Origin of the sequence: Bradyrhizobium genosp. P, assembly GCF_049949265.1 — a bacterium.
Taxonomy (GTDB): Bacteria; Pseudomonadota; Alphaproteobacteria; order Rhizobiales; family Xanthobacteraceae; genus Bradyrhizobium.
The window spans coordinates 6,732,562-6,754,239 of record NZ_CP188195.1 but is presented as its reverse complement, the minus strand read 5'-3'; the positions used below and the strand labels follow the sequence as shown (position 1 = coordinate 6,754,239).

The 21,678-nt window shown below is 64.2% G+C and carries 14 protein-coding genes; 7 read left to right on the top strand and 7 right to left on the bottom strand.

The genetic code is table 11. The annotated features are described in order from the left end of the window. The first annotated feature begins 106 nt into the window (after positions 1 to 106). The gene (locus tag ACP2YO_RS32380; protein WP_426435196.1) at positions 107 to 1,189 is read left to right on the top strand and encodes a zinc-binding dehydrogenase; all 1,083 of its coding nucleotides are present in this window, start codon (positions 107 to 109) and stop codon (positions 1,187 to 1,189) included. A 145-nt stretch (positions 1,190 to 1,334) separates the two neighbouring features. Here ACP2YO_RS32380 and ACP2YO_RS32375 read toward each other — a convergent pair whose 3' ends face one another. Together ACP2YO_RS32375 and ACP2YO_RS32370 are read right to left on the bottom strand one after the other, a co-directional pair. Continuing rightward, entirely contained in the window at positions 1,335 to 2,279 is a 945-nt protein-coding gene (locus ACP2YO_RS32375; protein ID WP_426435195.1) for a hypothetical protein, read from the bottom strand. A gap of 188 nt (positions 2,280 to 2,467) precedes the next feature. Beyond that, positions 2,468 to 2,836 (bottom strand): helix-turn-helix domain-containing protein, encoded by a 369-nt coding sequence (locus ACP2YO_RS32370; protein ID WP_426435194.1) that lies wholly within the window; start codon positions 2,834 to 2,836, stop codon positions 2,468 to 2,470. A gap of 217 nt (positions 2,837 to 3,053) precedes the next feature. Here ACP2YO_RS32370 and ACP2YO_RS32365 point away from each other — a divergent pair, with 217 nt between their 5' ends. From ACP2YO_RS32365 to ACP2YO_RS32355, 3 genes are all read left to right on the top strand, one after another. Next, positions 3,054 to 3,812, top strand: a complete 759-nt coding sequence (locus ACP2YO_RS32365; protein WP_426435193.1) for an SDR family NAD(P)-dependent oxidoreductase — start codon at positions 3,054 to 3,056, stop codon at positions 3,810 to 3,812. A 158-nt stretch (positions 3,813 to 3,970) separates the two neighbouring features. After that, the gene (locus tag ACP2YO_RS32360; RefSeq protein ID WP_426435192.1) at positions 3,971 to 4,639 is read left to right on the top strand and encodes an amino acid ABC transporter permease; all 669 of its coding nucleotides are present in this window, start codon (positions 3,971 to 3,973) and stop codon (positions 4,637 to 4,639) included. A gap of 140 nt (positions 4,640 to 4,779) precedes the next feature. Beyond that, positions 4,780 to 5,877 (top strand): ISAs1 family transposase, encoded by a 1,098-nt coding sequence (locus ACP2YO_RS32355; protein ID WP_426435191.1) that lies wholly within the window; start codon positions 4,780 to 4,782, stop codon positions 5,875 to 5,877. 135 nt (positions 5,878 to 6,012) lie between these two features. Here ACP2YO_RS32355 and ACP2YO_RS32350 read toward each other — a convergent pair whose 3' ends face one another. Both ACP2YO_RS32350 and ppk2 read right to left on the bottom strand, forming a co-directional pair. Next, positions 6,013 to 6,906: a transporter substrate-binding domain-containing protein gene (locus ACP2YO_RS32350; RefSeq protein ID WP_426435190.1), complete on the bottom strand. Its 894-nt coding sequence runs from the start codon at positions 6,904 to 6,906 to the stop codon at positions 6,013 to 6,015. A gap of 277 nt (positions 6,907 to 7,183) precedes the next feature. Further along, positions 7,184 to 8,038 (bottom strand): polyphosphate kinase 2, encoded by an 855-nt coding sequence (ppk2, locus tag ACP2YO_RS32345; RefSeq protein WP_426443367.1) that lies wholly within the window; start codon positions 8,036 to 8,038, stop codon positions 7,184 to 7,186. Positions 8,039 to 8,296: 258 nt separating this feature from the next. Between ppk2 and ACP2YO_RS32340 the strand changes: the two genes are divergently transcribed. Next, positions 8,297 to 9,520: a fumarylacetoacetate hydrolase family protein gene (locus ACP2YO_RS32340; RefSeq protein ID WP_426435189.1), complete on the top strand. Its 1,224-nt coding sequence runs from the start codon at positions 8,297 to 8,299 to the stop codon at positions 9,518 to 9,520. Between the two features lie 28 nt (positions 9,521 to 9,548). Here ACP2YO_RS32340 and ACP2YO_RS32335 read toward each other — a convergent pair whose 3' ends face one another. Continuing rightward, positions 9,549 to 11,204 carry a Spy/CpxP family protein refolding chaperone gene (locus ACP2YO_RS32335; RefSeq protein ID WP_426435188.1) on the bottom strand — a complete coding sequence of 552 codons (1,656 nt, stop codon included), beginning with the start codon at positions 11,202 to 11,204 and terminating at the stop codon, positions 9,549 to 9,551. A 335-nt stretch (positions 11,205 to 11,539) separates the two neighbouring features. On the opposite strand from ACP2YO_RS32335, the gene ACP2YO_RS32330 reads away from it, so the two are divergent. After that, a complete protein-coding gene (locus ACP2YO_RS32330; RefSeq protein WP_426435187.1) occupies positions 11,540 to 16,552 on the top strand; it encodes a putative Ig domain-containing protein in 5,013 nt (1,670 codons plus the stop codon). A gap of 835 nt (positions 16,553 to 17,387) precedes the next feature. Here the strand turns inward: ACP2YO_RS32330 and ACP2YO_RS32325 are convergent. Together ACP2YO_RS32325 and ACP2YO_RS32320 are read right to left on the bottom strand one after the other, a co-directional pair. Then, positions 17,388 to 18,428 carry an IS110 family transposase gene (locus tag ACP2YO_RS32325; protein WP_426435186.1) on the bottom strand — a complete coding sequence of 347 codons (1,041 nt, stop codon included), beginning with the start codon at positions 18,426 to 18,428 and terminating at the stop codon, positions 17,388 to 17,390. 205 nt (positions 18,429 to 18,633) lie between these two features. Further along, on the bottom strand, positions 18,634 to 19,095 hold the full coding sequence (locus ACP2YO_RS32320) for an Lrp/AsnC family transcriptional regulator (RefSeq protein WP_024579268.1): 462 nt from the start codon (positions 19,093 to 19,095) through the stop codon (positions 18,634 to 18,636). 133 nt (positions 19,096 to 19,228) lie between these two features. Between ACP2YO_RS32320 and ACP2YO_RS32315 the strand changes: the two genes are divergently transcribed. Then, positions 19,229 to 21,595 (top strand): transketolase, encoded by a 2,367-nt coding sequence (locus ACP2YO_RS32315; RefSeq protein WP_426435185.1) that lies wholly within the window; start codon positions 19,229 to 19,231, stop codon positions 21,593 to 21,595. The last annotated feature ends 83 nt before the right edge of the window (positions 21,596 to 21,678 follow it).

Sequence of the window (21,678 nt, the reverse complement as noted above, 5' to 3'; positions counted from 1 at the left end):
AGGCGAGTTTTCCAACGTGACGCAATCCTGCGCCGGCAAGGGTGCCATGCGCTATTCGTTGTGATCCGCCGTGCTACTGTTCTGGAAACAGAGCAGGGGAGGAATTATGCGCGCAGCCATCTTCAGGGACGGCGAGATCGTCGCCGGCACCATGCCCGAGCCGAAGCCGGGCGCCGGCCAGGTGCTGGTCAAATCGCTGGCCTGCGGTATCTGTGGTTCCGATCTGCACGCGCGCAAGCACGCTCACCGCATGGCGGAATTGACCAAATTCTTTCCCGGCCGCAAGCCGATGGACCCGTCCCGCGACGTCGTGTTCGGCCATGAGTTCTGCTGCGAGATACTTGATTACGGTCCGGACACCGCGCGCAGGCTGAAGCCCGGCACAAAAGTGTGCTCGGTGCCGACGCTTGTGACGCCGCAGGGGCCGCAGGGCATCGGCTATTCCAACGACAATCTCGGTGCCTATGCCGAGCAGATGCTGCTCAGCGAGGCCCTGCTGCTGGAAGTGCCGAACGGACTTGCGGCCGAGCACGCTGCGTTGACCGAACCGCTCGCGGTCGGCGTGCATGCGGTGGCGATGGCCAATATCAGGGGTGGCGAGGTGCCGCTAGTGATCGGCTGCGGCCCGGTGGGCCTCGCGGTCATCGCCGCGCTGAAGATCAAAGGGCTCGGCCCGATCGTCGCCGCCGATTACTCGCCGGCGCGGCGCCGGCTCGCCGAGCAGATGGGCGCCGATGTCGTGATCGATCCCGCCAGGACGCAGCCCTATGCGAGCTGGGCCGAGCACGCGCAGATGACGGCGGAAGAGAAGGCCGCGAGACCACCTTTGCAAGCGATGTTGCCGGCCGTGAAGCCCGCGCTGATCTTCGAATGTGTCGGCGTTCCCGGCGTGTTGCAGCAGGTGTTCGAGGGGGCTCCGCGCCACGCCCGAATCGTCGTGGTCGGGGTCTGCATGGAGACCGATCATTCCGAGCCGATGCTCGGCATCGTCAAGGAGCTGAACGTCCAATACGTGCTCGGCTACACGCCGGAGGAATTTGCCTGGTCGCTGCGCCTGATCGCGGAAGGGCAGGTTGATGCCGCATCGCTGGTGACCGGCCGCGTCGGCATCGGCGGCGTGGCGCAGGCGTTTGCCGACCTCGCCAATCCCGAGGCGCACACCAAGATCGTCGTCGAGCCCTGGCGGTAATTTGGCGGTAATTTGGCGGTAGTTTTCTGGCGGTAGCCTTCGGCGCCCGGACAATCACGCCAAGCAACAAGATCATGATGCGATGTCCTGCCATCGCATCATGATCGCACCTGCCGGTCCTGATTCAGTCAGAACCGGTCATGGTCTAGGCGGAGAACGTCGCGGCGGTTCCGAGCTTTTGGGTGCACATGGTGCCGATATACGGGCCGCCGATCGGTCCGACCTGATACTCGCTGAGCATGTTGATGGCCCCTGGGTTGTTCAGATTCTGCACCAGGATCGGGGAATTGAAGTTGCCTCCGGCGACGTAGCCGGTCGCGATGACGGCCGTTCCCGCCTCGTTCAGGATCTCGGCATTGGTGGCGGTGTTACCTTCGACGAGTTCAAATGCGCCCCCCAAAGCGCGAACCAGCGCGAAGGGCGTAACCGTCCAGGTGCCGTCCGCGTTGTACACGACATTGAAGGTCGAATATCCCGGCGTTGCGTTGCAGAGCGCGGCGGTGGCCGATGACGACGTGAAGTTCATCACCGTGCCGGGCGTGTAGGTGCCGGTCTGGACGTAGAAGATGATGACCGGCTGACAGTCCAGATTGGTGTTCGGCTGGGCGGTCACGAAGTTCGACAGCGTGATGCCGCCGGTCAGCGTCTGCACGGCCGAGCCGGCGTTGTAATTGGTCAGCACCGGATTGAAGACCGGCGTGATGATGCGGAACGAGCCGGTCTGCGGCCCGGACGTGGAGACCGGTACCGAGAGGCCGAGCGACGGATTGACCGTCATGGTCGTCGTGTTGTTGGTCTGCGCGCCGCCGCTGGCCGGCGTCAGACCGATCGGTTGGCTGGCCGCCAATTGTCCGGACGGCTTGCCGATCACCGGCGGGCTCACCTGCTGTTGAACGCCCGCATAGAACTGCAGCACCACCGAAAACGTCAGGACGGCACCCGACGTCGCGTAAGGCAGCAGCGCCTGCGTGTACAGGCTGTTGGTGTAGACTTCCTGCCCGCCGGTGTAGACCGCCGGCTGCTGGAAGAAGAAGAAGTTCTGAAGGGTCGGGCTGTTGTTGCGCACGTTGATGGTAATCGGTGTGGGCATGACGATCCTCTTAAATTTCAAGCATGGGTTTCTGCGACCGTTGGTCGGAGCTTATGGGAGATTCAATCTTAGGATGTGTTATAACTATATTGTCGCGTTTTAGTTGCGCGGAGGGCAACGCGGCGAAATTGTCCTTGCGCCGCGGGCAAGGGGCGGAACAAGAGGCGGACAATCGCCGCGACCGCGCCCTAGCGCGGCACCATCGAGTCCATGAAATCGATCAGCAGCGACCTCGATTGCGTGCTCATGCTGGCTTCGAACTTCCTGAACGAGGACCACAGCCGCGCGTCCGCCGGCGGCAGCGCAGACGCGGTGCCGTTCCGGTCGATTGATCCGTGACCGGCAAGAAACCAGTCCAGCGACATATCTAGTGCCTGGCAGAGCGCGATTGCGCTCTCCAGCGACATCGGCCCGTTTTTGATCCAGCGCGTGACGGTGCTCTCGTTGACGCCGAGCGCGTGCGCCAGCGCATGCTGCTTGCGCATGCCACGCATCTCCATGGCCGCGATCAGCCGCTCCCCGCGGGTCGATATGGTTTTCGCGCCGTTCGCCGCCATGCCCCTGCTGCCGCTTCCCGCCCGCGCTCGAGCCCGGCCTCGGTGCGCGTCCCGGCTGAAAATGGTACTTTCGCAGCCGTTGTCAACTATAGGTTGCGCATGTGAATGGCGTATTGCGGCGCCCGGCGTCCGCGCGGGATTGTGATCCCGGTTTGCATTTCGTGACGCCGAACCTATAGTCCAAAATCCTCGGCAAGCAGCTCATCTCACGCGGTTCATGCGAGTTTCAATCATCACGGGAGGCGGCTCCGGCATCGGTGCTGCGGTTGTACGGCGGCTGGCCGGCCCCGATCAGTGCCTGATGCTGCACGGACGGGGCGCCGAAGCCGCCGGGCGCGAACGGCTGGCATCTGTTGCAGAAGCCTGCCGAAGCAAGGGCGCAAAAGTCGAATATCGCACCGGCGATCTGGCCGCGGCCGGCACCGGCGCCGAACTCGTCAATGCGGCGCGCGCCGCGTTCGGGCCGGTCGATACCATCGTGCACGCCGCGGGCTTTGCCGACCGGCGCGATTTTGCCAGCCTGCCGCGTGAAGGCCTGGAGCGCGCCTTTGCCGTGATGGCGGCAGCATTCCACGAGATGGCGGCCGCTGCGCTGCCTGATCTCACCCGTAACGCGCACGGGCGCGTGGTCGCGGTCTCGAGCTTCGGGCCGCATCGTTTCGTGCCCGGCGCCACCTATCCCGGATCGGCCGCGGCCAAGGCCGCGCTCGAAGTGCTGGTCAAGTCGTTGGCGATCGAGCTTGCGCCCTCAGGCGCCACCGCCAACGCCGTGATGCCGGGTTACACGCAGAAGGATCCCGGGCTGGTCGGCGCGCTGGATCCGCAGACCTGGGAGCGGGTGGCAAAAGCCAATCCGATGCAGCGACTGGCCCAGGCCGACGAGGTCGCCGCCGTGGTCGCGTTCCTGCTGTCGCCGGAAGCGGGCCATGTCACCGGCTCCATGCTGCCGGTCGATGGCGGGCTGACCTTGATGTGATCGCATCGGCGTTGGCGCAGACGTCGTCGCGCTGGGCGCCGTCGATCAGTCGTCATTCGATGCGCGCGCGGTTTCGCCGAGCCGCTATAGCGCGTGACTTCTGCCAGCCCGCCTGCGATGTTTGAACATCACATCGGCCGATGTAACCGAGAGGCAGGATGAACTACGTTTGGGATTTTGGGATCCTTGCCAAATACAGTCATCTGTTCTGGCTCGGGCTCGGCTGGACCATCGCCTACACGATCGGCACCATCATCCTGGGATCGCAGATCGGCCTGATCGTCGGCATGCTGCGCTTGCGGCGCATTCCCTTCATTGACTGGCTGCTGATCGCCTATATCGAATTGTTCCGCTGCACGCCGCTGTTGGTGCAGATCATCTGGTTCTACTACGCCTTCCCGGTGGTGATCGGCGTCAACATTCCGGCGCATGTCGCAGCCGTCAGCGTGCTCTCGCTCTATGGCGGTGCGTTCTACGCGGAGATCGTGCGCGGCAGTATCGAGAGTGTACCGGTCGGGCAATGGGATGCCGCCAAGGCGCTCGGCTTCCGCGGCTGGCGCTTGATGCGGCTCGTGATCCTGCCGCAGGCGCTGAAGCCGATGATGGCGCCCTATGTCAACCAGTCGGTGACGCAACTGAAGAACACCTCGCTGGTGTCGATCATCGCAGTCCCCGATCTGGTCTACAACGCGACGCTGATCAATGCGGACACCTACCGGCCGCTCGAGGTCTACACGGTCGTGGCGCTGATCTATTTCGCGATCCTGTTCCCGTCGACGCTGGTGGCGCGGCACCTGGAGCGCGGCCTGACCTACGACAAGGTGTGAGCTGATCGACGCTGCCGCCGCATCAAAAGTTCACCTCTCCCGCTTGCGGGCAGGGGAATCGCATGTGCGTGCCTGCAAGTAGTTGCCAAATCGGAAGAAAAGGATTCTGAGGATAGCTCCTGATCTTGAGGGAGCAGCCGATGCAGAGATTTGCGGAATGCTTTTCGGAGTTGCCCGACCCGCGGGCCGACAACGCGCTGCATGACCTGACCGAGATATTGTTCCTCGCGCTGATGGCGACGCTGTGCGGGGCGACGAGTTGCACCGACATGGCGCTGTTTGCCCGGATGAAGGCCTATCTTTGGCAGGATGTGCTGGAGCTTAAGAACGGTCTGCCGAGCCACGACACATTCAGTCGGGTGTTCCGGATGCTTGACCCGAAGGCGTTTGAGGTCGCGTTTCGGCGCTTCATGAAGGCCTTTGCGCAAGGCGCGAAGATCAAGCGGCCACGCGGGGTGATCGCGCTCGACGGCAAAGCGTTGCGGCGCGGCTACGAACGCGGCAAGAGCCACATGCCGCCGGTGATGGTGACCGCCTGGGCGGCGCAGACGCGCATGGCGCTCGCCAATGTGCTGGCGCCGAACAACAACGAAGCCGATGGCGCCCTGCAGTTGCTTGCGCTTCTGCAGCTCAAGGGCTGCGTGGTCACAGCCGACGCCCTGCATTGCCACCGCGCGATGGCCAAGGCGATCGTGGAACGGGGCGGCGACTACGTGCTGGCGGTGAAGGCGAACCAGCCTACTCTGTTGGAGGATGCCAAAGCCGCAATCCGCGCCGCCAAACGCAAGGGCAAGACCTCGCTCACCACCAAAGACGCTGAACATGGACGCAACGAAAAGCGTGTTGCTCTCGTTGCACCGGCTCCCGACATGGCCAGGAAGCACGACTTTCCAGGCCTCAAAGCTGTTGCCCGCATCACCAGCAAGCGGGGCCAGGACGACACGGTCGAGCGCTACTTCCTGATGAGCCGCCCCTATAGCCGCAAAGAGGTCCTGCGCATCGTCCGCGCTCATTGGGGCATCGAAAATAGCCTTCACTGGCCGCTCGACGTCACCCTCGACGAGGATCTTGCTCGCAATCGCAAAGACAACGGACCGGCCAATCTGGCCGTGCTTCGCCGCCTGGCCCTCAACGTCGCCCAGGCTCACCCAGACACCACAGTCTCCCTGCGCGGCAAGCTCAAACGCGCCGGATGGAACGATGCCTTCCTTTTTGAACTCCTCGGCCACATGCGATAGCCCTGCGCTTGCGGGGGAGGTCGCTGCGCGAAGCGCGGCGGGTGGGGGCTTTCTCCACTTGAAGATTCTGACTCGGGGCGGCACCCCCACCCCGGCCGTCCCCCGCAAGAGCGGGAGAGAGAGCAGGCTCTCACATCAAATATTCAACTCCACCGGCACGTCCTCGGGCTTGACGCCGCTGAGCGCCAGTCCCTTGACGAACCATTCGCGCATCTGGCCGATGCCGCGGTTGTAGTCGACCCACACCGACAGGAAATCGCGCCAGTGCTTGTCGGGCTCGCGGCGCACCGCCATGCCGCTCGCGATCGTCACCGACGGCGAGGTCAGGATCTTGTAGGTGCCGAGATTCGGGTTCTTGGCGATCGCGGTCAGGCCGAGCACCAGCGCGTTGACGACGACGTCGACGCGGCCCGACGACATCTCCAGCATCACCTCGTCGCGCGACTTCAGCGACTTGATGGTCGCGTTGGGCGCAAAGCGCCGGGCGACCGCCTCGTTGGCCGAGCCGACGTCGACCGCGATATTCACCTCGGGCTTGTTGATGTCGGCCCATGTCTTGATCTCTGAAGTCTTGGCCTCCAGGCCCTTCTTCAGCATCGCGCCGAATGGATGCGGGAACACCAGGTTGGTGAAGTCGACCACCAGCGCGCGCTGCGGGGTCGGGTTGAGCGCGAAGCCGAGATCGATCTTGTTGGCCTGCAGGTCGAGGATCGAGTTGCCGTAGGTGGACTCGACATATTCCAGCTTGACGTCGAGCAGTTTTGCCAAATCGTTGGCCATCTCGATCGAGAAGCCGGACCATGTGCCGGTGGCGAGATCCTTGTTGAAATAGGGCAGCTCGCCCGGCAGCACGGCGATGCGCAGCACCTTGTTGGCGCGGATGCGGTCGAGCGTGTTGTCGGCGGCCGTCTGCGCCGAGGCCGGAGTGGCCATCGCGGCGGCGAGCGCGGCGCCACCGCCGATCCCGAGCGCATAACGCAGCGCGTCGCGGCGGTCTTCTGAAATCTTCACATCGTCGGATTGAGTCACCAAGGCCTCCCTGCACCAAATCGGGGAAGCCTAGCGTCGGCGTCTGACGGCAGCAAGTGTACCAGCCTGCGCCATTAGTAGGCGAGGTGATGCTTATCTCGTCACCTCGCCCCGCTTGCGGGGAGAGGTCGAATTCGAGCAACGCTCGAATTCGGGTGAGGGGGACTCTCCGCGAGTACATCTCTCGCCGTGTTCGTGGAGGCAGCCCCTCACCCCAACCCTCTAAGAGCGAGCTTCGCTCGTCTCGACCCCGCGAAGAGCGGGGAGAGGGAGAAGATCAGAACTTCGTCGGCACGTACATGTCTGGCGGGACCGGGCCGCGGTGATAGTCCGGGTTGTGCACCCGCGCCGGCAGCGTGACCGACGCGTGCTCAACCTGTTGATAGGGGATCTGGTCCAGCAGATGCGAGATGCAGTTGAGCCGGGCGCGCTTCTTGTCGACGGCGTCGACGATCCACCACGGTGAATCAGGCAGATGCGTGTGCTCCAGCATCGTCTCCTTGGCCTTGGTGTACTGCTCCCAGCGGCTGCGCGCCTGGACGTCCATCGGGCTCAGCTTCCACTGCTTGAGCGGGTCTTGGATTCGCATGGTGAAGCGGAACTGCTGTTCCTCGTCGGTGATCGAGAACCAGTATTTCACCAGGATGGTGCCGGAGCGGATCAGCATGCGCTCGAATTCCGGCACCGACTTGAAGAACTCCTGATACTGCTCCTCGGTGCAGAACCCCATCACCTTCTCGACGCCGGCGCGGTTGTACCAGCTGCGGTCGAACAGCACGATCTCGCCGCCGGCCGGCAGATGCGCGACGTAGCGCTGGAAGTACCATTGCGTGCGTTCGCGCTCGCTTGGCGCCGGCAGCGCCGCGACACGGCAGATGCGCGGGTTGAGGCGCTGGGTGATGCGCTTGATGACGCCGCCCTTGCCGGCGGAATCGCGTCCCTCAAACAGCACGACGACCTTCTTCTTCTCGTGGTGCACCCAGTCCTGCAGCTTCACCAGTTCGCCCTGCAGCCGCAGCAGCTCGCGGAAATAAAGCTTGCGGTCGAGCGCCGGCCCCGTCTCATGGTCGAGGTCGTCGAGCCTGTTGTCGTCGAGCTCGAGTTCGAGTTCCTCGTCGAGGCTGTCGGCCATCTCCTGGTGGATGCGCGCGCGCAGGGCCTCGTCACGCAAGGCTTCGTCGCTTAAGGGTCTGTCGCCTAAGGCTTGGTCGCTCAAGGCTTCGTGGGTGGGGGCGGAGGCAGCCATGAATCCGTCTTTCCATGAAATTTGGATCGCGCCGGGAGCATTGACGGCCCGTGTTACCTTCGTGTGACATCGCGATGACGGCCGTTTCACAGGGCTGTCGGGACTGTGCTAACAAGCGCCGACAAGAGCAAAAGGGAGAAACCGATGATCACGCTCACGCCAAACGACGTACTGCCGGCAGATGGCACCGATGGCACGCTGGCCGGGCGGGTCTGGCTGCCACAGGCCGGCGGTCCGGCCGTGATGGCGGCGCGCCGTGATGGCCTGTTCGACGTGACCGCGCATTTCCCGACGGTCAGCGCGCTGTGCGAGGAGCCCGATCCGGCGGCCGCGCTGCGTGCAGCCAAAGGCGAGCGGATCGGCGACCTCGCTGACATCCTTGCCAACACGCCGCCCGACGGTCGCGACGCGACAAGGCCCTGGCTGCTGGCGCCGGTTGACCTGCAGGTGCTGAAAGCCGCCGGTGTCACCTTCGCCATCTCGATGCTGGAACGCGTGATCGAGGAGCGGGCGCGCGGCAATCCGTCCTCGGCCGAGGCGATCCGCAAGGAGGTTGTGCGCCTGGTCGGCGACGATTTCTCGAAGCTGAAGCCGGGCTCGGCGGAAGCGATCAAGCTGAAGCAGGTGTTGATCGAGCAGAACGCCTGGAGCCAGTATCTGGAAGTAGGCATCGGCCCGGACGCCGAAGTGTTCACCAAGGCGCCAACATTGTCTTCGGTCGGCACAGGCATGGACGCCGGGCTGCATCCGAAATCGACCTGGAACAATCCGGAGCCGGAGGTGGTGCTGGTGGTCTCGAGCACAGGCCAGATCGTCGGCGCCGCGCTCGGCAACGACGTCAATTTGCGCGACTTCGAGGGCCGCTCGGCGCTGCTGCTGTCGAAAGCCAAGGACAACAACGCCTCCTGCGCGATCGGCCCGCTGCTGCGGCTGTTCGACCAGACGTTTTCACTGGATGACGTGCGCAAGATGGATGTCGGCCTGACGGTGAAGGGCGCCGATGGATTCGTGCTCGAGGGCCATTCCTCGATCAGCAAGATCAGCCGCGACCCCACCGATCTCGTCGCCCAGACCATCGGGGCTGTGCATCAATATCCCGATGGTTTCGCGCTGTTCCTCGGCACCATGTTCGCGCCGGTCAAGGATCGCGACACAAAGGGCGAGGGCTTTACCCACAAGCCCGACGACATCGTCACCATCGCAGCCCCTCAGCTCGGCAAGCTCGTCAACCGGATGCGCAACAGTGACGAATGCGAACCCTGGACGTTCGGCCTCAGATTGCATCGTCATTGCGAGGAGCGAAGCGACGAAGCAATCCATCTATCAACGCGCGTGGACGGATGGATTGCTTCGCTTCGCTCGCAATGACGGTGTTACCCACCCTGCGCGTCACGCCTCACAGCCCCATCATCCGGAAGACCATGCGCGGGACATTGAGCCCGTAACGATGGTGCCGATGATGATGTGCGCGCGGCGCCTCGTCAGTATCAGTGGCCATCGCCGTCTTCGATCCGTTTTGTTCGGGACCAATCGCGTCGAACGCAGCCTTCTGCTCATCGGTCAGCGAGCCGTAGAACTTGTCGAGCGCAGGACGAACCGTCCCGATCGCCTGAAGCATGGAATCCAGCCGTGCTTCGGCGGCCGCAAGCCGCGCCGGTGGCGTGCGCGCGTCTGCCGGTGAGCAGGATGATTTCAGGATGTCCTGCGCCTTCGCTGCCGCGTCCTGAAGATCTTTCAGGCTTGCTTGCTGAGCCTCGGTCGGCTTCACCTTGCTCGCGATGATGTCGCCTGGCCACGGCGCGGTAGCTGTCGGTCCGGCGTTGCAGCTACCGGTATCAGCGACTTTCTGCTGCTCCGCGCCACCGTTCCGCGACCGCCGCTGATCGTCCACTAGCGCGGTGACTTTGGCCTTCTGCTCGTCGCTGAGCAGACCATAGAACTTGTCCATCGCCGGCTTCAGGGTATCGACGGCGTCCCGCATGGCCTGGACACGCTGTTGCATCGCGGCGAGGCGGCTCGGTGCGGTCAGTGCGATGTCCTTCGGACATGAGTTCAGAATGATTTCGGAAGCCTTCTGAGAGGCGTTCGCGAGGTCGTCGAGCGCGGCACTCTGCTCGGCATTGGGCTGGATGGTGCTGCGGAATTGCTCGATCGGGAAACCGGCGATGTCGCGGCTATCGCTGCCGCACATATCTGCGAGAGCTGTTGTTTGACCACCGCCGCTGGAGCCGCTCGGCTGCCGCGATCCGCCGCGGCCGGGCAGATAATCCGCATATCCGCTCAAGGCGTCGTAGCCATAGGGCGCGAACAGGCCGGCGTAGAGATCGCCGTAGCCGTAGTCCCAGAACAGCGGATCATAGTCCGAGCCCCACCAGGTGTAGTCGTAGAGATCATAATAGGCGTAGGGCCAGAACACCGGACCGACCCAGCCGTAGCCGCCATGGGGATGGCGTCCCCATCCGCCGCCATGGAAATGGCTCCACGCCGCTCCGGCAGCCGCGGTCGTGATGGCGGCACGCGCTATCGGGTTTCGCAGGCCGCCCGGCCGGTGCAGTGCGGTTCTGATCTGACGGGAGGACAAGGAGTGGCCGATGACGCTGGCGTTGTGCCGCATTACGGCGGCCGAGGGCGCATGATGGGCGGCGACAGCGCCGTGCGAGATGGCCGGAGCATGGACATTAGCGTGTGACGGGAATTGACGCGCACCGAAGCTGCGGCCCGTTCGCGGCGCAGCATGAATGGTGTGAAAGCCGCCGCCGTGGAAGCCGCCGGCACGAAGCCCGCCAGCATGAAAACCACCGCCATGGAAACCACCGCCGTGGAAGCCGCCACCACCGCCACGGAAACCGCCCGCGTGGAAGCCGCCGCCGCCATGGAAGCCGCCACCGCCGCCGCCATGGAAGCCGCCACCACCACCGCCATGAAAGCCACCGCCACCGCCGCCGTGGAAACCACCCCCGCCACGGGCCGCATGGGCTCCATTGACCGCGAGCGTTCCGGCGACAATCCCGACGAACGCCAGCATGGCCGATCTGCCGGCTGCCTTCAGCATCTTCGTCCTCTACCTACATCGAGTTCTGGGCACTAATGCTCAACACGATGGAGGGCCGGGAAGTTCCGGCGGTGACACGAACCGTAAACAATTGTTCGAGAGCACTCTCTCCCGTCCGGCGATGTCGCGCGTGCGCGGAATGGGAATTTGCGATGAGCGCTGCCGCGTTCGCACCTCGGTGCCGAGATCGGTCAGGCGCTCTCCACAGCTCGGCGTCTGTGGCAGATCGACAACTGTTCCAGAAAAACCGCTGGTGCGCCTATTCGTCACGGTAGCGGGCTGGTACTCAAGCTTGGAGTGTTTTGCATTTTTTACTTGAAACTTTAAGTGCACCAATGTCGCGTTTGATGGGCGGCGAAAGCGTTGCTCGGGACGGCGGATTTGCCAGCGGCGCCAATATCGCCAGGATCGGCGCGTGGATCGCCGGGCTTGTCCTGCTGCTGTCGCTGTTTTCTCCAACGCAGGCATTGGCGTTCAACTGGAATCAATGCGTCTCGCCGACCCCGTTGGCATTTTCGAGCGCCGCGGCCACCCCGGGGCTGATCTTGGTGGGCGGAGGTTTAAACACCGACAGTGACGGCAATACGTGCGACCTCTATGACTACGGCTTGCTGCCGAGCGCCGGAAGCACAGCAGATTTTTCGAGCTTTACCGTCACCGGCACCAGCGGCGCGACGTATACGTTCACTTATCTTCCTTGTAACTTTCAAACCGTCGCTCCAGGCGGTTGTAACGCGGGCAATCCTTCACTCAATACCTATTATACGGTGTCCGTGAGTTCGACGTCGGTGACGAGCGACTCGGTAACGGTCTACATCGACACCACGCCAGGGAACACGGGAGGCAATCAGGCGATCGTCATCCCCATTACGATCAGCCAGGCGCCTGCGACGACGACCACTGTCGCCAGCTCAGTCAATCCGGCGACCTTTCCCGAGACCGAGACGTTCACCGCAACGGTGACGAGCACCGGCACGGTCAACGAGGGGACCGTCGCATTCAAGAGCGACAGCAGCGTCATTTCGGGTTGCGGCGCACAAACCGTTTCGAACGGTCAGGCAACCTGCACGACCGCGCTTCCCGCCGGGAGCCATTCCATCGTGGCCGTTTTCAGCGGAAGCGCAAACTTTCAGACCAGCACCTCGTCGACGTTGCCCGAGGTCGTCAATGCACCGGTAACGGCGGCCCAGTCGATCGCTTCGGCAACGCTGACCCAGAACGTCACCGCGACCAGCTTCAAGCCGGTGACGGGCGGTAGCGGCACCGCGCCGCTCACCTATGGCATCTCGCCGCCGCTGCCGACCGGCCTCTCGTTCGACCCGAGCACGGGCGCGGTCAGCGGCACGCCGGCCGTGACCCATGCCACGAGCAGTTTCACGGTGACGGTAAGGGACGCCAACAGCCAGACCGCGAGCAACACCTTCTCGCTCACGGTTAACCCCGCGGTCGTCGCGACGCAGTCGATCGCGGTCATGGCCCTGACACAGAACCATGCGGCGACGAGCTTCACGCCGGTGACTGGCAGCGGCGGCACGGCGCCACTCGTTTACAGCATCTCGCCGACACTGCCGTCGGGTCTCTCGATCAATTCAAGCAGCGGCGCCATCACCGGCACGCCGGCGGTGACCCATGCCGCGAGCAGCTTCACGGTGACGGTGACTGACAGCAACGGCTCGACGGCCTCGAACAGCTTCACGCTCACGGTGAACCCTGCGGTGACGGCGGCGCAGTCGATCCCGTCCAGGACGCTGACGCAGAACCGGGCCGCAACGCCGTTTACGCCGGTGACTGGCGGTGGCGGCACCGGCAGCCTCACCTACAGCATCTCGCCGAGCCTGCCCGCGGGCCTCAGCCTCAGCCCCTCGACCGGCGCCATCACCGGCACGCCGACCGGGACGAGTGCGGCCACGAGCTATACGGTCACAGTGACGGACGTCAACAATGCGACCGCCAGCAACAGCTTTGCGCTCACTGTGAACTCCGCCGTGACGGCGACCCAATCGATCGCATCAACGATGCTGACCCAGAACCACGCCGCAACGTCCTTTACGCCGGTGACCGGCGCCGGCGGCAGCGGCAGCCTGACCTACGGCATCTCACCGAGCTTGCCCGCGGGCCTCAGCATCAGCACCTCGACCGGCGCCATCACCGGCACGCCGACCGGAACGAGTGCGGCCACGAGCTATACGGTCACGGTGACAGACATCAACGGCGCGACCGCCGCCAACAGCTTCACGCTCACTGTGAACCCGGCTGTGACGGCGACCCAGTCGATCGCATCAACGATGCTGACCCAGAACCACGCCGCAACGCCCTTCACTCCGGTGACCGGCGGCGGCGGCACCGGCAGCCTGACCTACAGCATCTCGCCGAGCCTCCCGCCGGGGCTCAATTTGAACAGCGCCACCGGCGCCATTTCCGGCACGCCTAGTGCGTCGGTCTCGACCACGAGCTATACCGTCACGGTGACCGACACCGACAGCGCAACCGCGTCCGCGGGCTTTAGTTTGACCGTCAATGGTGCTCTTTCGGCAACCACGGCGATCGCATCCACCTCGTTGACGCAGAACAAGGCGGCAACGTCCTTTACTCCGGTGACCGGAGGCGGCGGAACCGCACCGTTGACCTACCTCGTCTCGCCAAGCCTGCCTTCGGGCCTCAGCTTCAGCCCGTCGACCGGCGCCGTCACCGGCACGCCTTCCGCGGTGAGTGCGGCCACCAGCTATACCGTCACGGTGACCGACGCCAATGGCACCACGGCAACCGCGAATTTCAGCCTGACCGTCAACAGCGCGGTGACCGCGACCCAGGCGATAGCCTCGACGATGCTGACGCAGAACAGGGCCGCGACATCCTTCACGCCGGTGACCGGCGGCGGCGGTACCGGCAGCCTGACCTACAGCGTCTCGCCGATCCTGCCCGCGGGCCTCAGCCTGAACACGAGCACCGGCGCCGTCACCGGCACGCCCACCGCGACAAGTGCCGCCACGAGCTTCACCGTGACGGTGACCGATGCGAACGGCGCGACCGCGACGGCCAGCTTCAGCCTGACCGTCAATGGCGGGGTCACCGCGACCCAGGCGATCGCATCAACGACCCTGACGCAGAACAAGGCCGCGACCTCCTTCACGCCGGTGACGGGTGCGGGCGGGACCGCGCCGCTGACCTACAGCGTATCTCCGGCGTTGCCTGCGGGCGTCAGCTTCAGCTCATCCACCGGCGCGATCACCGGCACGCCCACGGCGACAAGCGCAGCGAGGGCCTACACAGTCACGGTGACGGACGCCCACGGCGCGACCGCCACCAACACGTTCAGCCTGGCGGTCAATGGCGCGGTGACGGCGACCCAGGCGGTCGCCTCCACGACGCTGACGGAGAACCGGCCCGCGACCAGCTTTACGCCCGTGACCGGCGGCGGCGGCACCGCGCCATTGTCCTACAGCGTCTCGCCAATCCTGCCCGCGGGCCTTAGCCTGAACATGAGCACCGGCGCGGTCACCGGCACGCCGACCGTCACGAGTGCAACCACGAGCTATACGGTGACGGTGACCGACGCCAACGGCGCGACTGCGACCGCGACCTTTGGCCTGATCATCAGCGGTCCCGTGACCGCGATCACGGCCGTCGCATCAACGCTGCTGCCGGTGAACCAGGCCGCCAGCTTCGTGCCGGTGACCGGCTCCGGTGGCACTGCGCCCTTGAGCTACGCCGTTTCGCCGACACTGCCCACGGGCCTCACGGTCAACGCCGCGAACGGGACGATCAGCGGCACCCCAACGGCGCCGGCCGCAGCGAGAAGCTACACCGTGACCGTCACCGACAGCCTCGGCTCGTCCGCAACGGCAAGCTTCACGCTTGGGGTCGGCGTCATTGCGACCACGGTCGGGATCACCTCGTCGCTGAATCCGAGCAGCTTTGGACAACCGGTCACGTTCACGGCGACCGTGAGCGCGGGCGGCGCAACGCCGGCCGGGAACGTGACGTTCAGCGATGGCGGCGCGTTGCTCGGGACCGCGGCTTTGTCCTCCGGCGCTGCCGCCTTCACCACGTCGACGCTGACGACGGGAAGCCACACGATCACCGCGCGCTATGCCGGCAACGCCACCTTCGGACCCAGCAGCTCGCCGGCACTCGCGCAGACGGTCAATATCCCCGTCGACAGCGTGAGGCTGCGCGCCCTGCAGCTCAACGTCACACGCATGGTGGCACAAAGCTCCGGACAGGCGATTTCCGGCGCGATCGACGATGCGATCTCGGACGCCTTCGGCAACGGGGGCGTGTTCGTCACGCCCTCGCAGTCGGGGGTGCGGTTCAATTTTGCGGCCGATCAGTTCGCGGCCAGCGAGGATGACCAGGGCGGCCAGACCAAAACAACGACCGCGCCGGGCTCGGGCAACAGCGGCGGGATTCTAGGCCCGGATGGCCGATCCGGCCGCGAGCGGAAGTCCTCACGGATCGACGATGCGTTTGCGGCGATCGATCAGCAGGCGGCGAAGAAAGCGCCGCCGAAGACGTTTCATGAAGAGAAGGATTGGCTGTTCTGGATCGACGTTCGCGGCGCCGGCGTCGACAGGTGGGCAGCAGCGGCGACACCGGCAGGTTCGCTCGTGTCCCAATCGACGCTGCACGGCCTGCAACTGAATACGATCATGGGACTGACCTACAAGCTGCGGCCCAACTTCGTGGTCGGCATGCTCGGCGGCTATGAGACGTTCAACTACACGGAGCAGGACATCAACGGCAAGCTGACCGGCGACGGCTGGACGGTTGGCGCCTATATGGGCTGGAAGATCCTGCCGACGCTGCTCTACGATCTGTCCGCAGCCTATTCCGGTATCGGCTATGACGGCACAGCCGGCACCGCGCAGGGCAATTTCAACGGCCAGCGCTGGATGGTTTCGACCGGCCTGACCGGCAATTACAAGACAGCAGGATTCTTCATCGAACCGTCGGCCAAGGTCTATGCGCTTTGGGAAAGAGAGAATGCCTATGTCGATTCGCTTGGCACGCAGCAGGCGGAACACGATTTCGGCACCGGCCGGGCATCGGGCGGCGTCAAGATGTCCTATCCGCTGAGCTGGGCGGATGAGGTTCTGCTCGTGCCCTATCTCGGGCTCTATGGCGACTACTACTTCACGCAGGATGATGCCGCCGACATTGCCGCGACGGGCGGTGTGCCGCTGGCCTCGACGCCGCTGCTGCAGGGTTGGTCGGCTCGCCTGACCGGCGGTCTCGGTGCAAAGCTTGGCAGCGGAGCGACCATCGCGGTAGGTGCCCAATATGGCGGGATCGGCAGCGACACCAGGACGTGGACCGCAACCGCCAAGGCACAAATACCATTCTGGTAAGCGCCGAGCTGCGCGCGATGTGGACGTCGCGACGTGACGACGGGCAACTCATCAAAACCTGTCAAGGCCTTCCTAGCGAAATATTCCGATTTTCAGAAGGGCAACTCAGTGCTATAGATTTGTCCGTCTCACCCGATTGAGGGACGCTCGCGATCGTCACGAACGCGCGGTGGGATGCGGTGGACGCCGATGTCGCGATGGACGATCGTGGCAGGTGGCGGACGGCGAAATCGTGCAGGCCTGCCGCCCTAGTGGCAGGTGTCCTGTCACAAGAGACTGAGGTCTCTTGCTGACGGCGGTGACAAGCAAGCCCAGTCTCACCGGGGAGAGCACGTATAAGCCGTAACCCATCGCGCAGGGAAAGCCGGGTTGTTTCCGGTTACACCTGTGGTCCTACCCCGGTGCTTTTTGTTGCACCGGGCCCACGGGTGCGATCGGCACCCGGCTTTCCCTGCGCCCTCTACAAGATGAGAGGGCAAACGAAATGCAAAGCTCGGACAAATCATATCGCGAGAATGCGGATGTATGGCTCATACGTGGGCCAAACATTCGGCGTCGTCCTGGCGAGCCAGGACCCATATGTGGACGGCCCCCGTGGCACAAGAGCTTTTTGAGCGGATCGGATCGCTTGCATCCATATGTCCGGCCTTTTGAGTGCGATCGGATGGATCGCTGGCCAAGATGGTTTGCGCGATGCGAGTTCCAAACAACCACGCGGCCTGTTGACGGCCGATGGGTCCTACGGACTGTCTCGCATCGTTGCTCGATCGATCGCTCCATCTGCTCCTGCAGCTCCGGGTCGGCTGACGAGCGAGCCCGCCAGCCGGCCAATCTGTTAGACGGCGACTGCCGCGGTGGCATTGATCCGTGCGGCGTCATAACTCTCGCCGGTCGCCATCAGCTTCCAGGCGATGCGGGCCACCTTGTTGGCGAGCGCCACGGCGGCAAGCTTCGGTGGCTTGCGCTTGATCAGGGCCAGCAGCCAGCGCGAGTGATGGCCGCGCCCGCGTCTGGCCTGCTGGATGACCGCCGTTGCCCCGATCACCAGCAGGCGGCGCAGGTCCTCGTCGCCCGCCCGCGTGATCTTGCCAAGCCTGGTTTTGCCGGCGGTGGAGTGATCCTGGGGGGTGAGGCCGAGCCAGGCTGCGAAGTGACGGCCGGAGCGGAAAGCATGGGGATCGGGTGTCTTCATCACGAGCGTCGTTGCAACGATCGGCCCGACAGAAGGGATCTGCGCCAGACGCCGGCCCACGGCGTCGGAGCGGTGCCAGGCCATCAATCTGGCTTCGATCTCCTGCAGCTCGCCCACGAGTTTGGTGTAGTCGCGGCCCAGCACCGTAAACAGCTCGCGTGCCAGGGCAGGAAGCGTCTCGTCCTGCGCAATCCGCGCCAGCAGCGGCTCGATCTTGTCGGTCCCTTGGGCCCCGATCAGGCCAAACTCCGCCGCATGGCCGCGGACCATATTGCCGAGCTGGGTGCGCCGGGCGATCAATCCAGCGCGGACACCCGTCAGCATCAGCGCGGCCTGCTGCTCGACCGTCTTGACCGGCACGAACCGCATGCTCGGCCGGCTCATCGCTTCACACAGCGCCTCCGCATCCCGACCGTCGTTCTTGTTCCGCGACACATAGGGCTTCACCAATTGCGGCGCCATCAACTTCACCTCGTGGCCCAGCTTGCGAAGCTCCCGTGCCCAATGGTGCGAGGCCCCACAGGCCTCCATCCCGATCACGGTCGGCGGCAACTTGGCGAAGAACTCCAGCACCTGCTTGCGCGCAAGCTTCTTGCGCAACACAGGCTGTTCCGCCGCATCAACCCCATGCAGCACAAAAATATACTTCGACGTATCCATTCCAATGCGGATAATCTCTCTCACGGACGGCTCCCTTGTCTGAGATTTGCAACAACCTCATTCTGGCACACTGATGCCGTAGGGGGCCGTCCACACCATCAACCCCAAATGCAAATTATTGCGCCAGGTTGGGGCCACGATCCCGTTCACAATCGAATTCGGTGGCTATGGCTTTCGCCAGGACGACAGCGAGAGAGATTGGTGCGAGCGAAGCCCTGAACAAGCAGCTCTACACCGGCAGCGCGGTGGAATACTTTACCTGGCTAAGCGCAAAGCTCGACTCGATCGAGGCGATGCCGTCGAGACGGGTCAGCTTGTTCTTCAGAAACGCTTCATAGGAGGAAAGGTCGGCGGCGACGACGCGCAACAAATAGTCGCGGTTGCCGGTCATCAGATAGCATTCGAGCACCTCGTCCCATTTGGAGATCGCGCGCGCGAAGCGGTTGAGGTCCTCCTCCTTCTGCCGCGCGAGCTTGATCGAGATGAAGACCGAGACATGCAGCCCGAGCGATTTCTGGTCGACGGTCGCGATATAGCGGCTGATCACGCCGCGCTCCTCGAGCAGCTTGACCCGGCGATGGCAGGGCGACACCGACAGCCCGACCTTGTCGGCGAGCTCCTGCATGGTCATGCGGCTGTCGGTCTGCAATAGGCTGAGGATCTTACGGTCGATGGCGTCGAGGGCAGGCATTGGGATGAACTCGTCGTTTGTGGCCGGATCGTGGGAAGTTATCCCAATTTTTCCGGTGCTGTCGCGAGGAATTGAGATTTTTGGCCGGCGCGGCGGCAGTAACATGGCCGATACATTTCTCCGGAGCATTGCCATGGGAATCGAACCGGCCCGCCTCGAACTGCTGTCCGCCCTGGCCCGCAAGGTGCTGTGGCTGTCGTCATGGACCATCCATCACGCCAACCATGTCAGGTCGAGCACCGACGGGCTGAAGGTCGGCGGCCATCAGGCCTCGTCGGCCTCGCTCGCCAACATCATGTCGGCGCTTTACCTCTCGGTGCTGCGCCCGCAAGACCGCGTCGCGGTGAAGCCGCACGCAAGCCCGGTGTTCCACGCGATCCAGTATCTGTTCGGGCACCAGACCCGCGACAAGCTGGAGAATTTCCGCGGCTACAAGGGCGCGCAATCCTATCCGTCGCGCACCAAGGACACCGACGACGTTGATTTCTCCACCGGCTCGGTCGGCCTCGGCGTGGCCCAGACGCTGTTCGCCTCGCTGGTGCAGGATTACGTCAAGGCGCATGGCTGGATGAAGGAGCGGTCCGAGGGGCGCATGATCGCGCTGGTCGGCGACGCCGAGATGGACGAGGGCAATATCTTCGAGGCGCTGCTCGAGGGTTGGAAGCACGGCCTGCGCAACACCTGGTGGGTGGTCGACTACAACAGGCAGTCGCTCGACGCTGTCGTGCGCGAAGGGCTGTGGGCCAAGTTCGAATCCATGTTCCGCAATTTCGGTTGGGACGTGGTGATCGTGAAATACGGCAAGCTGATGCAGGATGCCTTTGCCGAACCGGGCGGTGAGGCGCTCAAGCGCTGGATCGACAATTGCCCGAACCAGATGTACGCGGCGCTGTGCTTCCAGGGCGGAGCCGCGTTCCGCAAGCATCTGCAGGACGACATTGGCGACCAAGGACCCGTGTCGCAACTGATCGACCGCCGCAGCGACGAAGAATTACTGGCGTTGATGTCGAATCTCGGCGGCCACGACATGGCGAGCATGATCGAGGCGTTCGAAGCGATCGACCACGATCGCCCGGTCTGCTTCATCGCCTATACCATCAAGGGCGTCGGCCTGCCGATGCAGGGCCACAAGGACAACCACGCCGGCCTGATGACGGTGGCGCAGATGGAGAAGTGGCGCGCGAGCCAGAACATCCGCGTCGGCCATGAGTGGGACAAGTTCGAGGGCCTGCCGCAGGAGGCTGCCAGGCTCGAAGCATTTCTGGCGGAAGCGCCGTTCAACCGCGAGGGGCGCCGCCGCCTGTCGGCGCCTCGCATCGAGGTGCCGGAGCGGCTCGCGTTCAAGCCCTCGGCACAGATGTCGACGCAGCAGGGATTTGGCCTGCTGCTCCACGAGCTGGCGCGCGGCGACAGCGAATTGGCCTCGCGCATCGTGACCGTGTCGCCCGACGTGACCGTCTCGACCAATCTCGGCGCCTGGGTCAACCGCCGCGGCCTGTTCGCCAAGGCGGAGAACCACGATCTGTTTCGGCAGGAGAAGATTCCGTCGGCCTTTACCTGGGAATATTCCCCGAAGGGTCAGCATCTCGAGCTCGGCATCGCCGAGATGAACCTGTTCATCATGCTCTCGGCGCTCGGCCTGTCGCACCAGATCAATGGCGCGCGGTTGCTGCCGGTCGGCACGCTCTATGATCCCTTCATCGAGCGCGGTCTCGATGCGCTGAACTACGCCTGCTACCAGGACGCCCGCTTCATGGTCGCGGCGACGCCCTCGGGTGTGTCGCTGGCGCCGGAAGGCGGGGCGCACCAGTCGATCAAGACGCCGCTGATCGGCATCGGGCAGGATGGGCTCGCCTCGTTCGAGCCGGCCTTCGTTGATGAACTTGCCGTGATCATGGGCTGGGGCTTCGGCCACATGCAGTACGAGGGCGCCGAGGGCGGCTCGGTCTATCTGCGGCTGTCGACGCGCACGCTCGAGCAGCCGCAGCGGATCATGACACCGGATCTGCAACGCGACATCACCGATGGGGCCTATTGGTTGCGCAAGCCAGGTCCGAACTGCGACCTGGTGGTCGCCTATACCGGCACGGTGGCGCCGGAGGCGATCGAGGCGGTCGGCCTGATCGGCGAGAGCCATCGCGATGTCGGTTTGCTGGCGGTCACCTCCGCGGACCGGCTCTATGCCGGATGGTCCGCCGCGCGGAATTTGCGCCGCGACCGCCGCGGTGTGCAGCATTTGAGTCATATCGAGCGGTTGCTGGCGCCACTCGGCCGCGACTGCGGCATTGTGACCGTGATCGACGGCCATCCGGCCGCGCTGGGCTGGCTCGGCGGCGTCTGTGGTCATCGCGTCGAGGCGCTCGGGGTCGAGCATTTCGGCCAGACCGGCATGATCGGCGACCTCTACCGCCACCACGGCATCGACGCCAACGCCATCATCGACGCGGCGGAGGGGCTCACCTCAGGCGCCCCGGTGCGGCATCGCAAGATGGCGGTGTGATGTCGCGGGCAAGGGGGTGATAGCGGAAGCTGCGACAGGGGAAGCCTTGACAGCGGAAGCCTTGACAGCGGAAGCCTTGACAG